This window comes from Sphingomonas sp. NCPPB 2930 (assembly GCF_042867205.1).
Classification (GTDB): domain Bacteria; phylum Pseudomonadota; class Alphaproteobacteria; order Sphingomonadales; family Sphingomonadaceae; genus Sphingomonas.
Genome location: NZ_JBHZQU010000007.1, coordinates 95,326 through 110,601, shown reverse-complemented (window position 1 = coordinate 110,601; position 15,276 = coordinate 95,326). Strand labels below are relative to the sequence as shown.

Genomic DNA, 15,276 nt, shown 5'->3' with positions numbered 1-15,276 from the left:
AATCAATGCGTTACATGCATATGATCGCAGCCGGTGCCCTTTTGATCCCCGCCGCCGGCATGGCGCAGGTCACGGGCGGCACGACGGGCACGATGTCGGGCCAGACGACCATGCCGGGCCAGGCGCCCGGACAGACCATGGGTCAGCCCGGCGACACGATGAGCACGACGCCGAGCACCACCACCCGCTCGACCACGCGCAGCAAGAGCCGCAGCCGCACGACCACGCCCGACAGCACGGTCAACACCCCCTCGACCATGCCCGACACAACGGGCTCGTCGACGACCACGGGCAGCGGCACGCTGGGCAGCGACCCGACCACCAGCGGTTCGGCAGGCAGCGGCACGACGGGCGGCACCACCACCCCGCCGGGCAGCAGCGGCGGCATGTAACCCCTTCGGGTTCGTCACTACGGAAAAGACCCGGTCGCGCGAGCGGCCGGGTCTTTTGTTTGGGTTCGGGGCGTGGCCTTCGACTTCGCTCAGGCGGAACGGAGCGGAGGACAAGACCTTCCACAACATCCGTTCAGCCTGAGCGAAGTCGAAGGCCAAGGGACTCCGCCCCAAAAAAGGCCCCGACTCTCGCCGGGGCCTTCCAGATCAATCCGCAAACGGATCGCGCACCAGGATCGTGTCCTCCCGCTCGGGGCTGGTCGAAACCAGCGCCACCGGGCAGCGGATCAGTTCCTCGATCCGCCGGATATACTTGATCGCCTGGGCAGGCAGATCGGCCCAGCTGCGCGCGCCCGCGGTCGATTCCTGCCAGCCTTCCATCGTCTCATAGACGGGAACGACCTTGGCCTGGTCCGCCGCATGGGTCGGGTAGTAATCGAGCGTCTGGTCGCCCAGCTTGTAGCCGACGCAGATCTTCACCTCGTCGAACCCGTCGAGCACGTCGATCTTGGTCAGCGCGATGCCGGTGATGCCGCCGACCGCCGCCGACTGGCGCACCAGCACCGAGTCGAACCAGCCGCAACGCCGCTTGCGGCCCGTAACGGTGCCGAACTCATGCCCACGCTCGCCCAGGCGCTGGCCGGTCTCGTCCTCCAGCTCGGTCGGGAACGGACCCGATCCGACGCGGGTGGTGTACGCCTTGGCGATGCCCAGCACGAAGCCGACGCCCGACGGCCCCAGGCCCGAGCCGCCCGCCGCCGCACCCGCAATAGTGTTGGACGAGGTGACGAAGGGATAGGTGCCGTGATCGATGTCGAGCAGCACGCCCTGCGCGCCCTCGAACAGGATACGCTTGCCGCCCGCTCGCGCCTCGTTGAGGTCGCGCCACACCGGCTTGGCGAAGGGCAGGACGAAGTCCGCAATCTCGCGCAGATCGGCCAGCAGCCGCTCGCGATCGATCGGCGGCTCGCCGAACCCGGCGCGCAGCGCGTCGTGATGCGCGCAGAGACGGTCGAGCTGCGGCCCCAGGTCATCCAGATGCGCCAGATCGCAGACGCGGATCGCGCGGCGGCCGACCTTGTCTTCGTACGCCGGTCCGATGCCGCGCCGCGTGGTGCCGATCTTGCCCGCGCCGCTCGCATCCTCGCGCAGACCGTCGAGGTCGCGGTGGATGGGGAGGATCAGCGGGCAGTTGTCGGCGATGCGCAGCGTCTCCGGCGTGGCCTTCACGCCCTGCTCGCCCAGCCGCTCGATCTCCGCCTTCAGCGCCCAGGGGTCGAGGACGACGCCGTTGCCGATGACGCTGGGGGTGCCGCGCACGATGCCCGAGGGAAGCAGCGACAGCTTGTAGACATTCTCGCCGACGACCAGCGTGTGACCGGCATTATGCCCGCCCTGGAAGCGGACGACCATGTCGGCGCGCTCGGCCAGCCAGTCGACGATCTTGCCCTTGCCTTCGTCGCCCCATTGCGCGCCGATGACTGCTACATTTGCCATGGATGCTATGCTCCGCCTGCCGGACGGACCCCATGCGCCCTTCGACAGGACTCGGCGCGAGGGGGGTTTCCAATGATGTGCGGGGCGCGCCTAGCGGGACGCGGCCCCCGATGTCAACCGGCGATGGCGCGGGGCGCGCCGCCTTCGAGAATATGGGTGCAAAGCTGCGCCTGCGGGGTGTCCCCCTCCTCCAGCGCCTGCACCGTCACCCAGCCCTGCGCGCGCAGCGAGGCCCCCGTCGCAGGCTCGGTGCCGAAGGGAAGGAACAGCCGCCGCCGCTCGGTCGGCGGGGCGGTGGCGACGATGGCGTCGGCATAAAGCGAGAAGCCGGTCGCCTTCTCCTCGGTACCGTCCTCGTGGAAGATGGTGTAGGTGCCGCCGCGTCCCACCTCGCGCGGGGGGCCTGCAACGAACAGCGAGAAGCCCAGCCAGCTCTGGAATTCAAAGCCGTGCCGCTCGGTCGGATCGAGCGTCATCGACACCCCCTCGCCCAGCGCGGCCGCGATGGCCTCCAGCGCGTCGAGACGGCTGGCGAGCACGCCTTGGGTGTCGAAGGCGCGGAGACGCGCGATGGCGGTCGCGAACGGCCCGGCGGCCTCGACCAGCGGCAGATAGGCGGGTGCGATCGCCGCGACGCCGCCCGCATCCTTGGCATCCAGCCGATCGCGCAAGCCCGCCACCTGATCGGCCGCCACCGGCATAGGCCCTGCGGCGAGCAGGTCGACCAGATCGGGCAGCGTGAAGTCGATCGAAATGCCGGTCGTGCCAGCGGCGACCAGCGCCTCGACCGCGACGCGCACCACCTCGGTCGCCGCCGCCGTCGAGTCGAGCCCGATCAGCTCCGCCCCGATCTGCCGCCACTCGCGCGCAGGCGCGAGTTCGGAACCGCGCAGGCGCACGACCGTGCCCGCATAGGACAGACGCACCGGGCGCGGGTGATGCCCCATGCGCGTGGCGGCGATCCGCGCCACCTGCGCGGTCAGGTCGGGCCGGATGGCGAGCGTGCGCTGCGACACTGGATCGACGAAACGCACCGCATCATGCAGCCCCCCCGCCTTCAGCCGCGAGCCCAGCGCCTCGGCGAACTCGATCGATGGTGGATCGGCGCGCTCATAGCCATGCAGCCGCGCCGCCTCCAGCACCCGCGCCTCGACCGAGGCGGCGGCATCGGCATAGGGGGGAAGACGGTCGTGATAGCCTTCGGGAAGGAGCGCGGTCATCGAATAAGCCTGTTCATCAGCGTGTGCGCCACGCCGTCGGGGTTGGTCATGACATCCGCATTGGGGAACCGGATCACCTGGTATCCCGCTTGCGCCAGCCATGCCGTACGACGGGCATCGCGTGATTGGTCGCTATGCGTATCGCCGTCAACCTCGATGACCAGCTTGTGGGACCGCGCGGCGAAGTCGGCGATATAAGGGCCGACCGGGACTTGGCGCGAGAATTTGATGCCATGGAAGCGGCGGTCGCGCAGGATGAGCCAGAGGCGCTTTTCGGGTTCCGTCATCTCGCGACGCATAGCGCGGGCATGGTCGCGGAGAACCGGATCGGTCTACATTATGATAGCTCCCCGTTTTGGGGGGAACGTACCACTCCCTCTCCCCACTGGGGAGAGGGCCGGGGTGAGGGGCTGGGGCCAGGCGAGACGCCAACGCCCAGCCCCCGCCCCTCACCCAACCCTCTCCCCGGAGGGGAGAGGGCTTTATGGGATCAGAACACCAGGCCCATCGCGGTCTTCACGCCCGGCAGCGCCTTGACCTTGGCGAGCAGGTCCGTGTCCACCGCCTCGTCGACCGAGAGCAGCAGCACCGCCTCGCCACCCGCCGAGCGGCGGCCGAGGTGGAAGGTGCCGATATTGACGCCCGCCTCGCCCAACGTGGTGCCGAGACGTCCGATAAAGCCCGGCGCGTCCTCGTTGACGACGTACAGCATCGGGCCGGCCAGATCGGCCTCGACCTTGATGCCGAACAGCTCGACCAGGCGCGGGGCCTGATCGCCGAACAGCGTGCCCGCGACCGAGCGCTCACCGTCCGCCGTCTTGACCGACACACGCAGCAGCGTGTGGTAATCGCCCTCGCGCTCGGTCCGAACCTCGCGCACCTCGACACCGCGGTCGCGGGCGAGCAGCGGCGCGTTGACCATGTTGACCGTGTCGGTCTGGTTGCGCAGGAACCCGGCCAGCACCGCGCTGACCATCGGCTTGGCGTTGAGGTCTGCCGCCGCACCCTCGGTATGGACCGAGATGCGCGCGATCGCGCCCGTCGTCAGCTGGCCAACCAGCGCGCCGAGCTTTTCGGCCAGCGCCATATACGGCTTCAGCTTGGGGGCTTCCTCGGCCGACAGGCTGGGCATGTTGAGCGCGTTGGTGACGCCGCCCGACACCAGGAAATCGGCCATCTGCTCGGCGACCTGGATCGCGACATTGACCTGCGCCTCGGTGGTCGACGCGCCCAGATGCGGCGTCGAGATGAAGTTCGGCGTGCCGAAGAGCGGGCTCTCCTTGGCGGGCTCCACCTTGAACACGTCGAGCGCCGCGCCTGCGATATGACCCGAATCGAGCCCCGCCTTCAGCGCCTCTTCATCGACCAGGCCGCCACGCGCGCAGTTGATGATGCGGACGCCCTTCTTGGTCTTGGCGAGGTTTTCCGCCGACAGGATGTTGCGGGTCTGATCGGTCAGCGGGGTGTGCAGCGTGATGAAGTCGGCGCGTGCGAGCAGTTCGTCCAGCGTGACCTTCTCGACGCCCATTTCCAGCGCGCGCTCGGGCGTCAGGAACGGGTCGAAGGCGACGACCTTCATCCGCAGGCCCAGCGCGCGGTCGGCGACGACCGAGCCGATATTGCCCGCGCCGATCAGGCCCAGCGTCTTGGACGTGAGTTCGACGCCCATGAAGCGGTTCTTCTCCCACTTGCCCGCTTGGGTCGAGGCGTCGGCCTCGGGCAGCTGGCGGGCGAGCGCGAACATCAGCGCGATGGCATGTTCGGCGGTGGTGATCGAGTTGCCGAACGGGGTGTTCATCACCACCACGCCCTTGGCGCTGGCGGCAGGGATATCGACATTGTCGACACCGATCCCGGCGCGGCCGACGACCTTCAAATTCGTCGCGTGCTCCAAGATCTCCTTGGTGACCTTGGTCGAGCTGCGGATCGCCAGGCCGTCATACTGGCCGATGATCGCCTTCAGCTCTTCGGGCGTCTTGCCGGTGATCTCGTCCACCTCGACCCCGCGCTCGCGGAAGATCTGGGCGGCCTTGGGGTCCATTTTGTCGCTGATGAGAACTTTGGGCATGGGGATTGCTCCGGGAATAGGGGAATAGCTCCCTCTCCCCACTGGGGAGAGTGTCGGGGTGAGGGGTTGGGGCCTGGCGATCCATTTGCGGATCAGCCTAGTGCCGCCCCTCACCCAACCCTCTCCCCGGCGGGGAGAGGGCTAAGAAGGGTCAGGCCTTGGCGGTCGCGTAGGCCCAGTCGAGCCAGGGGCCGAGCGCCTCGATATCGGCGGTCTCGACCGTGGCGCCGCACCAGATGCGCAGGCCTGCGGGCGCGTCGCGGTAGCCCGCCACGTCATAGGCCGCGCCTTCGGCCTCGAGCAGCGCGGCCATCTTCTTGATGACCGCCTCGTCCGCGCCCTCGACCGTCAGGCAGACGCTGGTGGTCGAGCGGATCGCCGGATCGGCGGCGAGATGGCCGAGCCAGTCGCGCTCCTCGACGATCTTGTTCAGCGCCGCCGCATTGGCGTCTGACCGCTTGACCAGCGCCTCCGCGCCACCCAGGCCCTTGCCCCATTCGAGCGCGAAGATCGCGTCCTCGACGGCCAGCATCGACGGCGTGTTGATCGTCTCGCCCTTGAACACGCCCTCGGCCAGCTTGCCCTTCGACACCAGGCGGAACACCTTGGGCAGCGGCCAGGCGGGGGTGTAGGTTTCGAGGCGCTCGACCGCGCGGGGGCCCAGGATCAGGACGCCGTGCGCGCCCTCGCCGCCCAGCACCTTCTGCCACGAGAAGGTCGCGACATCGATCTTGTCCCACGGCAGGTCATAGGCGAACACCGCGCTGGTCGCGTCGGCGAAGGACAGGCCCTCGCGGTCGTCGGCGATCCAGTCGCCGTTGGGCACGCGCACGCCCGAGGTGGTGCCGTTCCAGGTGAAGAGCACGTCATTCGACCAGTCGACCGCGTTCAGATCAGCGATCTGGCCGTAATCGGCACGCAGGACGGTGGGGTCGAGCTTCAGCTGCTTGACCGCATCCGTTACCCAGCCCTCGCCGAAGCTTTCCCAGGCCAGGGTGGTGACGGGGCGCGCGCCCAGCATGGTCCACATCGCCATCTCGAACGCGCCGGTGTCGGAGCCGGGGACGATGCCGATGCGGTGGGTATCGGGGAGCTTGAGCAGCTCGCGCATCAGGTCGATGCAATATTGCAGCCGCTGCTTGCCGATCTTCGAGCGATGCGAACGGCCGAGGCTGTCCGTCGCGAGCTTGGCGGCTTCCCAACCGGGAGGCTTGGCGCAGGGACCGCTGGAAAAATAGGGCCGCGCCGGTTTGGTGGCGGGCTTCGCGGGCGCAAGAGTGGCGTCGGCGGCAATCGTATCAGTCATTTAAGACTCTCCTCACAGAGAGCACGCGCGGCGTTGGGACCGCGTGGCCCGTCGACGGCCCTAGCGATGTCGATCGAAGATGACAACCACAATCGCAACGGCGCAATTTTGCGTCGATCGGGGCCCTCGCCAGGAATGTCGAAACGGTTGCAGCGACAGAGGTCGTCAGGCGCCCGACGCCGCCGCGACCGCGCTGGACGGCCAGCCCGGCGATGGGCCGAAGCATGTCGCAACCCCGCCTCCGCACGCCGGATCGGGGCTGACAAAAGCGCAGCGGCAGCGGACAAGGGGATACATGGTTCGCGTTCCCCTTTCCCTCGCCCTCCCGATTCTCGGGGCCGTTCTGCTTTCGGGATGCGGCCGTCCCGACCGGCCCTCGCAACCGGCCTCGCGTCCCGAGCCCTATCGCCCGCCAGCCCGTGAAACCGCGCAGTGCGAGGCCGATCTGCGGCGTGAGGGCGTGGCCTATCGCCGCCTGCCCGACAAGGAATTGGGGCCGGGCTGCGGCCTGTACGGCGCGGTGCAGCTGACCGATATCGGCGTGCCCGTGACCGGCGTCACCGCGATGCGGTGCGGCAATGCCCGCGCCTTTGCCGGATGGGTGCGCAATGCCGTGGCTCCCGCCGCCTGGCAGATATTGGGATCGCAGCTGGTCAAGGTCGAGGGGATGGGCAGCTATGCCTGTCGCAACATCGTCGGCACCACGCGGATGGGGGATCGGCGATCGGGCCATGCGCTGGCCAATGCGGTGGATGTCGGCGGCTTCGTGCTGAAGGACGGGCGGCGGATCACCCTGTTGAACGACTGGTACTCCACCGATCCGCGAATCCGCCAGTTCTGGACGACGATTCGCGCGTCCGCCTGTCGACGCTTCGGCACGGTTCTCAGCCCCGACTATAACGCCGCGCACCGCAATCACCTGCATCTGGAAGACGATAACGCCCGTTTTTGCCGGTAGCATCGGCCCCGGCGATCCCCTACATCATCCGAAATGACCGATAAGACCCAAGTACCGAACCGCGTCTTCCCCAATGCCAGCCAGGACGCCGAAAGCGCCAAGACGATCGTCTCGACGCCACAGACCGAAAGCCCGGCCTATACGCTGGCCTTTCAGGACATGGACTTCCTGCTGCGCGAAGACCTTCGCCCCGTCCGTTTCCAGCTGGAATTGCTGAAGGCGCAGCTGCTGCTCGAAGAGGCCAAGATCGCCTCGACCTTCGTCTTCTACGGCTCGGCGCGCATCCCCGAGCCCGCCAAGGCGCAGGCGATGCTGGAGCTGGCGCATGACGACAAGTCGCGCAAGATCGCCGAGAATCTCGTCGCCAAGAGCAAATATTACGACATCGCGCGCGAACTGGCGCAGATCACCAGCCGCCTGCCGCGCGACGACCGGGGCATGCGGCAGTTCGTCGTCTGCTCGGGCGGCGGCCCGTCGATCATGGAGGCTGCCAATCGCGGTGCGCATGACGTCGGCGCCGAGTCGGTGGGCCTGAACATCGTCCTGCCGCACGAGCAGGCGCCCAACCCTTACGTCACGCCGTCGCTGAGCCTGCAGTTCCACTATTTCGCGCTGCGCAAGATGCACTTCCTGCTCCATGCGCGCGCGCTGGCGGCCTTCCCCGGCGGATTTGGCACGTTCGACGAGCTGTTCGAGCTGCTGACGCTGATCCAGACCGGCAAGATCCAGCCCATTCCCGTGCTGCTGTTCGGCCGGGCCTTCTGGGAGCGCGTCGTCAATTTCGAGGCGCTGGTCGAGGAGGGCGTGGTATCCGAGCGCGACCTGGGCATCTTCACCTATGTCGAGACCGCCGAGGAAGCGTGGGACGTGGTGCGCAACTTCTATGAGGAGCGCGCCCGCAAGGAAGCCGAGCGGGGCTGAACCCCGGCAACCCGACAAAAGCGGTTTCCAAAGCCCGTCTTCGCAAGAAGGCGGGCTTTGTCGTTGGCGGCGAAAATCGATTGTCTTCGCCCACGGCGTCGCGCATGATCGCGGCACCTCTTGGGATGATCGCCGATGCTTGCGCTGGCCTTTTTCGCTTTCGTCGCTGCGGATCATTGCCGGGTCGAGAATGCCCGCTATGCGCTGCGCCATCAGCCGAGCGTGACCGCCACGTTCCGCCCGGTCGACAGCGGCCCGCAATGGCCCGCCGGGGTGGCGATGGCCATTCGCTTCGGCGATAGCGGGCGGCGCCTCTGGTGGCTGCCCTGGAACGGCGGCACCGACGACCGCCAGCATCTGGCCTCCACCACCGACGTGACCCGGCCCGGCTGGCACCCGCCCTCCCCCGATGGCGGGCCCCGGCCGATGGGCGACATGGCCTATGTCGGAACGACCGCCGCCTATGATGTCATCGGATCGGTGCCACGGCGCGGCGGACCGGCCCCTGCGCACATCCTGCTTCCCGAACTGCGCGACGCGGCGTGGCATGGCGACACGGGCCAGCGCGATCGGGCCGCCACGCAATTCTTCGATCTGGTCGGGTGTGAGTCGGGCAGCCGCTGAGCCCATTGGGGCCGTTCTCACTCGCGATCATCAGCCCCCGCTCATGACCAAGCCAGGCGGCGGAAAACGCCGCCCGCGCGTCAGCGGGTCGTCGGAATCATCCGGGCGATCGCGCAGCCAAACACGACCGAACCCACTATCCAGCTCACACCGATTTCAATGGCCAGTGCCATGACACCCCTCCCCGTCTCTCTATGACGATCCCTATATCGGGATAAACACTATCGCGCCAACAAACTTGTTCGCAGTCGGTGAACGGAGGCGTGATTGAAGGCAGCCGCGTCCTTCCTTCGGACAGGCCGCCGCCCCCAAAGAAAAAGGGCCGGACGTTTCCGTCCGACCCCCTTTCCGACAGGCTGGCTGTTATGCCGCCTTCGAGCGCGCGGCGCGCTTGCGCTCGTTGGGGTCCAGGAAGCGCTTGCGCAGACGGATCGACTTCGGGGTCACTTCGACCATTTCGTCGTCGTCGATATACGCAATGGCCTGCTCCAGCGTCATCTTCTTCGGCGGGGTCAGGCGGATGGCGTCATCCTTGCCGCCCGAAGCGCGGAAGTTGGTCAGCTGCTTCGCCTTCATCGGGTTGACCTCAAGGTCATCCGTCTTGGCGTTCTCGCCGATGATCATGCCTTCGTACAGCGCTTCGCCGTGCCCGACGAACAGGATGCCGCGCTCTTCGAGCGGACCCAGGGCATAGCCCTGCGCTTCGCCCGCGCCGTTCGAGATCAGGACGCCGTTCTTGCGACCCTCGATCTTGCCCTTGTGGGGGCCGTACCTCTCGAACAGGCGGTTCATGATGCCGGTGCCGCGCGTGTCCGACAGGAACTCGCCATGATAGCCGATCATGCCACGCGACGGCGCGGAGAAGGTGATGCGGGTCTTGCCGCCGCCCGAGGGACGCATGTCGGTCATCTCGGCCTTGCGCAGGTTCATCTTCTCGACGACCGTGCCCGAATATTCCTCGTCCACGTCGATGATGACGGTTTCGTACGGCTCGGTCTTCTTGCCGTCCTCGTCCTCGCCGAACAGCACGCGCGGGCGGCTGATGCCCAGCTCGAAGCCTTCGCGGCGCATCGTCTCGATCAGAACGCCCAGCTGGAGTTCGCCGCGACCGGCGACCTCGAAGCTGTCGCGGTCGTCGCTCTCGGTGACCTTCACCGCGACGTTCGATTCCGCTTCGCGCATCAGGCGGTCGCGGATCATGCGGCTGGTGACCTTGGTGCCCTCACGGCCCGCCATCGGCGAGTCGTTCACCGCGAAGCGCATCGACAGCGTCGGCGGATCGATCGGCTGCGCCTGAAGCGGCTCGGACACGCTGGTGTCGGCAATGGTGTTCGCAACGGTCGCGACCGCCAGACCGGCCAGCGAGATGATGTCGCCCGCCTTGGCTTCCTCGACCGGCACGCGGTCCAGGCCGCGGAACGACAGGATCTTCGACGCGCGGCCCGTTTCGATCACATTGCCCTCGGCGTCGAGCGCGTGGATCGCCTGGTTCAGCTTGACCGTGCCCGAGTTGACGCGGCCGGTCAGGATGCGACCCAGGAAGTTGTCGCGGTCGAGCAGCGTCACCAGGAAGGTGAAGGGCACGTCCTCGACCTCGACCTTCGGGGCCGGGACGTGGTTCACGATCGTCTCGAACATCGGGATCAGCGTGCCTTCGCGCGCGTCCATGTCGGTCGAGGCATAGCCGTTGCGGCCCGAGGCGTAGAGGACCGGGAAGTCCAGCTGTTCGTCATTCGCGTCGAGCGAGACGAACAGGTCGAACACTTCGTCCAGCACTTCCTGGATACGCGCGTCGGCGCGGTCGACCTTGTTGACGACGACGATCGGCTTCAGGCCGAGCGCCAGCGCCTTGCCGGTCACGAACTTCGTCTGCGGCATCGCGCCTTCCGACGAGTCGACCAAGAGGACGACGCCGTCGACCATCGACAGGATGCGCTCCACCTCGCCGCCGAAGTCGGCGTGGCCGGGGGTGTCGACGATGTTGATGCGGATCGACTCGTCGCTGCCCGGCGGAGTCCAGTCGACCGAGGTCGGCTTGGCGAGAATGGTGATCCCGCGCTCCTTTTCCAGGTCGTTGGAGTCCATCGCGCGCTCTTCCACGCGCTGGTTGTCACGGAAGGTGCCCGACTGGCGGAACAGCTGATCGACCAGGGTCGTCTTGCCATGGTCGACGTGCGCGATGATCGCCACGTTGCGGAGGCTCATGCAGGTTTCTCTTGTTCGGAGGGTATGTCGCCGCGCGCCATAGCCGAAAGCTGCGCAAAGCGAAAGGGCAGCGCGGATTTTGCGGCGCACAAAGGCGGTGAATGGCTGAAACGAGCGGGAAAGCGACAGGTTCCTCCCCGCTCGTGGGGAGGATTACTTGGCGCGCGGCACCACCTTCAGCGTCCAGTCGGTGTCGGGCCGCAGATATTTCGCCGCCACCGCCTGGATGTCGGCGGGGCCGATCGAGACGAAATCCTGTGCCAGCCGCTGGGTCGCCTCGATCCGGCGGGGGTCGTAGGAGGCCCCCGCCAGGCGCTGCATCCAGAACTGGTTGCCCGACGACATCCGCATCAGCCGCTGCGCCATGGGGCGCTTGATCCGCTGCAACTCGTCGGCATCGATCGGATGCGCGGCGAGGTCGGCGGCGATGGCGCGTGCGGTCGACAGGAAGAAGTCGACCTTGTCGGGGGCGACCATGCCGATCGCGATCATCCGCCCGCCGCCGGGCAGGCCGAGCGGCCACTGGCTGCCGACCTGCGGGCTGTAGCTGGCCCCGGCCTGCGAACGGAGCCGGTCGAACAGCCGGTCCGAAAAGACCTGCGCCAGCACGTCCAGCCGGTTGCGGATTCGGTCGTCCCCCGCCCCGCCGCCGGTCGGCCAGGCGATCACCGCCGCCGCCTGGTCGGCGGGGCCGCCATGGGTGCGCACGACCGGCGTGGCGACATGCGCGGGGAAGCGGACCGGAGGAGCGGGCGACGCGTCGACCTTGCGCGCGGGGATCGCGCCCAGGCTCTCGGCCACCGCCTTGATCGCCTCGTCCGCCTTCACGTCGCCGAACACCGACACCTCGATCGGGCCCGAGGCGAGCAAGGGCGCCCATAGCGCCTTGAACGACGCGGGGGTGACCGCCGCCACCGCCTCGCGCGGCGGGGTGCCCCAGCGCGGATCGCCGTCGCGCAGCAACCGCTCCAGATCACGGCCCAGCACGCTGTCGGGCGAGGCGTCGAGCCCGTCATACCCCGCCAGCATCGCCGCCTTGGCCCGGTTGACCGGCGCGGCGTCCCAGCGCGGCGCGATCAGCTTGGCCGCCATCAGCTTCAGATTGTCGGCATAGTCGTCGGGCGAACTCAGCGCGTTGAAGGCAAAGGCATCGTCCTCGATCCCGAAGTCCATCCCCATGCGCCGCCCGGCGGTCAGCCGGTCGAGATCGCCCTGGTCGAACTTGCCGATCCCGCCCGCCACCAGCGCCAGATCGGCCGCCCAGGCCGGGCTCTCGCGGTTGGCGGGCAGCGCGTCATAGCCACGCCCGAACCGGACGCGCAGATAGATGCGCGCCGTCTCGCCGTCATTCGCGAACAGCAACAGCCGCACGCCATTGGCGAAGGTGATCTTCTCCAGCCCCAGCGCATCGATCTTCTCGCGCGCCACGACCTTGCCCGGCGCGCCCAGCCTGGGCAGCTGGGCGAAGCTGATCGCGCCCTGTCGGCGGCGCTGTTCGGCCAGCGGGCGGACATCGGCCTTCAGCGCGGCGGTCAGCCGGGCGACCGCATCGGCTTGCGCGGTGCGGGTGTTGACCAGCGCGCGTGTGGCGGTCCCCTGGAAGATCCGGCGGGTCGACGCCAGCACCGTCTCGGGCGTGAACATCCGCGCCGCCACCGCCTGCTTCAAGATCTGATAGCTGCTCTCCGGCGCGGTCACGGTCTCGCGAATGTCGAGCGCGCCGACCATGTCGTCGGCCTGCTTGGCCCCCGCCTCGACCCGCGCGGTCTCCACCTCGGTGCGCAGGATGGCGTCGTAATCGGCAAGCTCGCGGTCGATCTCGGCCTGGGTGGGCGCGGTCGCCATCGCATCGGCGATGACCGCGCGCACGTCCTTGAGCGCGGCCTCCCAATCCTCGCCGAGCGGCACGACGTTCACCGTCGTCATATTGGCCGAGCGGGACACGTCGTCGAGCGCGACGCTGGCCTGCAGGAAGCTGCCCCCCGCCCGCGCCCGGTTTTCCAGCCGGCGGCTGATCAGGCGGGCGGCGACCATGTCGACCATCCGCTTCTGGTTGAAGATCGCGGTGTCGTCCCGATACTGCCAGGGGCGCAGCACGCCCATCGCCACGGTCGGCGGCAGGGCGGGTTCGACCAGCGCGCCCGCCATCGGCGCATCGGCCCGGGGGCTGCCGAAATCGGGATCGGGCGGATTGGCGCCGACGCCCTGCCAGCCGCCGAAATTCCTGGTGACCAGCTGGGCCAGGACGAGCGGGTCCATGTCGCCCGAGATGACGACCACCGCGCGCTCGGGCCGATACCAGCGGTCGTGGAACGCCCGCACGCTCTCCGGCGTCGCCGCCTCCAGCGTGGCGAGCTGGCCGATCGGCGACCGCTCGGCGAGCGGCTGGCCAGCGAAGAAGGTCTCGCGCAGCTTGTCCGAATAGCGGACCTGCGGCCCCGGCTGCTCGCGCCGCTCGGCCAGCACCACCGGCCGCTCGGCATTCAGCGATTGGGCGGTGATCGAGGGGGCCGCCATCATGCCCGCCAGGATCTTCAGGCTCTCGTCCAGCCCCGCCTCGGTCGCGCCGGGCAGGTCGAGCTGATAGACGGTCTGGGTCGGCGTGGTCGAGGCGTTGGAGTCAGAGCCGAAGGTCGCGCCCAGCCGCTGCCAGATTCGCTTGGCCTCACCGTCGGGGACATATTGCGAGCCGCGGAACGACAGATGCTCGATCAGATGGGCGAAGCCGCGTTCCGAGTCGCGTTCGTTGAGCGACCCCGCATCGATCCGCACCCGTACCGCCACCTGCCCCGGCGGCACCCCGTTGCGCCGGACCGCGAAGCGCAGGCCATTGGCCAGCCGCCCGAACTTCCACGCCTTGTCCTGCGGCAGGTCGGAGCCCTTGTAGAGCCAGGCGCTCTGGTCGACGCCGGGGATGGGCGGCAGCGGCGCGAGCGGATCGCGCTCGGCGGGCGCGGCGGGTGCGGTCGCCACCGTGACGGGAACGGGCATCCCCTGCGGCACCGAGCGCTGGTCCGTCGGGCCCGGCCGGGGGGCCTGGGCGATGACGGGAAGGGCCAGCCCGATCAGGACCGGCAGGGCAAGACTGCGCAACGCGCGGATCGTGAACGCCATACCCCCCTCTTATCGCGGCGAACGCGCCACCGCCAGTCGCCCCCAAATCGCCCCAATCCCCCGCCCCGCGGCGCTCCCCCGCCGGGTCGTCGCCATCATTTCGACCCATAGGCGGGCTAGTCCGGCGACACTGACCTTGCGGCAGGAGGACGGCCAACGTCCCCGGTGCAGGCGTCGAGGCCGGGGATATGAAGCGCGTGATGACCAAGTCGATGAATGCCGGAGTCCAGCGTCCTTCGCAGGGCGCAATATGGCATAAATCGGGCGCATGCGACGCGGATGCCCCCGCCCCCAGGGCCGACCTGTCGCTGGTCCCGCCCCAGCCCGCCCCGTTCCCGCCGACCGACGCGGCGGCGCGGCCGTCGCTCGGCCGGGCGATCGGCGCGCGGTTGCGGCACCTGCCCGATCGGGTGATCGCGGCCTCCTCGCTGGTCGCCAATGATCCGGTGCTCGACGTGCGCGACTTCGGCTGGACGGCGGGGCTCCGTTGCCACTGGGCCGCGATCCGCGACGAGGTGCGCGCCGATCCGGCGGCCGGGGCGGACTGGCGCGCCTGCCCGCGCTTGGCGGCGACCGTCGCGGCAATTCCGGGGCTCCATGATGCCCATATCGCCCGACTCGCGCCCGGTGCGCATGTCCCGCCCCGGCGCGGCGCGACCAAGGGGCTGATCACCTGCCACCTGGGGCTCGCCGTCCCGCGCGATGGCGATGCGCGGATGCGGGTGAAGGATCGCATCGTCCGTTGGGCCGAGGGCGAAACCCTGGTGTTCGACGACACCTATGTCCATGAAATGTGGAACGAGACGGGCGGGACGCGCACCGTCCTGGTCGTCCAGGTCGTCCGCCCGCTGCGCCAGCCGGGACGCTGGATCGCGGAGTCGCTGTTGGGACTGGGGCAGCACGACCGCCCCGCCTGAAAATCCCGTCCGGGGCCTGTGACGCGGCGACGTTAATATTTTGGCAACCCGCCG

11 protein-coding genes and 1 pseudogene are annotated in these 15,276 nt (G+C 68.5%); 5 read left to right on the top strand and 7 right to left on the bottom strand.

The annotated features are described in order from the left end of the window. The first annotated feature begins 5 nt into the window (after positions 1-5). Positions 6-392 carry a hypothetical protein gene (locus ACFX59_RS10295; RefSeq protein ID WP_307102889.1) on the top strand — a complete coding sequence of 129 codons (387 nt, stop codon included), beginning with the start codon at positions 6-8 and terminating at the stop codon, positions 390-392. A 207-nt stretch (positions 393-599) separates the two neighbouring features. On the opposite strand, the gene ACFX59_RS10290 is transcribed toward ACFX59_RS10295, so the two are convergent. The 5 genes and pseudogenes from ACFX59_RS10290 to ACFX59_RS10270 form a co-directional block, all read right to left on the bottom strand. Next, complete coding sequence (locus tag ACFX59_RS10290; protein ID WP_307102887.1) at positions 600-1,889, bottom strand: adenylosuccinate synthase; 1,290 nt, start codon at positions 1,887-1,889, stop codon at positions 600-602. A gap of 113 nt (positions 1,890-2,002) precedes the next feature. Continuing rightward, positions 2,003-3,109 carry an ATP phosphoribosyltransferase regulatory subunit gene (locus ACFX59_RS10285; protein ID WP_387432163.1) on the bottom strand — a complete coding sequence of 369 codons (1,107 nt, stop codon included), beginning with the start codon at positions 3,107-3,109 and terminating at the stop codon, positions 2,003-2,005. Further along, positions 3,106-3,414: pseudogene (locus ACFX59_RS10280) on the bottom strand (endonuclease domain-containing protein); the annotation flags it as partial. The pseudogene ACFX59_RS10280 and the gene ACFX59_RS10285, both read right to left, overlap by 4 nt. Before the next feature lie 185 nt (positions 3,415-3,599). Further along, positions 3,600-5,177, bottom strand: coding sequence for a phosphoglycerate dehydrogenase (gene serA / locus ACFX59_RS10275; RefSeq protein ID WP_387432160.1), 1,578 nt, complete (start codon positions 5,175-5,177; stop codon positions 3,600-3,602). Between the two features lie 151 nt (positions 5,178-5,328). Next, positions 5,329-6,483 carry a phosphoserine transaminase gene (locus ACFX59_RS10270; RefSeq protein WP_387432157.1) on the bottom strand — a complete coding sequence of 385 codons (1,155 nt, stop codon included), beginning with the start codon at positions 6,481-6,483 and terminating at the stop codon, positions 5,329-5,331. A 295-nt stretch (positions 6,484-6,778) separates the two neighbouring features. Here ACFX59_RS10270 and ACFX59_RS10265 point away from each other — a divergent pair, with 295 nt between their 5' ends. The 3 genes from ACFX59_RS10265 (at position 6,779) to ACFX59_RS10255 (ending at position 8,986) form a co-directional block, all read left to right on the top strand. Then, positions 6,779-7,441 carry an extensin family protein gene (locus ACFX59_RS10265; protein WP_387432155.1) on the top strand — a complete coding sequence of 221 codons (663 nt, stop codon included), beginning with the start codon at positions 6,779-6,781 and terminating at the stop codon, positions 7,439-7,441. Positions 7,442-7,474: 33 nt separating this feature from the next. After that, positions 7,475-8,362, top strand: a complete 888-nt coding sequence (locus ACFX59_RS10260) for a TIGR00730 family Rossman fold protein (RefSeq protein ID WP_307102875.1) — start codon at positions 7,475-7,477, stop codon at positions 8,360-8,362. A 135-nt stretch (positions 8,363-8,497) separates the two neighbouring features. Beyond that, positions 8,498-8,986 carry a hypothetical protein gene (locus ACFX59_RS10255; protein WP_387432152.1) on the top strand — a complete coding sequence of 163 codons (489 nt, stop codon included), beginning with the start codon at positions 8,498-8,500 and terminating at the stop codon, positions 8,984-8,986. Between the two features lie 363 nt (positions 8,987-9,349). On the opposite strand, the gene typA is transcribed toward ACFX59_RS10255, so the two are convergent. Both typA and ACFX59_RS10245 read right to left on the bottom strand, forming a co-directional pair. Continuing rightward, a complete protein-coding gene (gene typA / locus ACFX59_RS10250) occupies positions 9,350-11,191 on the bottom strand; it encodes a translational GTPase TypA (protein ID WP_387432149.1) in 1,842 nt (613 codons plus the stop codon). A 153-nt stretch (positions 11,192-11,344) separates the two neighbouring features. Then, complete coding sequence (locus ACFX59_RS10245) at positions 11,345-14,305, bottom strand: M16 family metallopeptidase (protein ID WP_387432147.1); 2,961 nt, start codon at positions 14,303-14,305, stop codon at positions 11,345-11,347. A 200-nt stretch (positions 14,306-14,505) separates the two neighbouring features. On the opposite strand from ACFX59_RS10245, the gene ACFX59_RS10240 reads away from it, so the two are divergent. After that, positions 14,506-15,222 (top strand): aspartyl/asparaginyl beta-hydroxylase domain-containing protein, encoded by a 717-nt coding sequence (locus tag ACFX59_RS10240; protein WP_387432144.1) that lies wholly within the window; start codon positions 14,506-14,508, stop codon positions 15,220-15,222. Positions 15,223-15,276 lie beyond the last annotated feature (54 nt).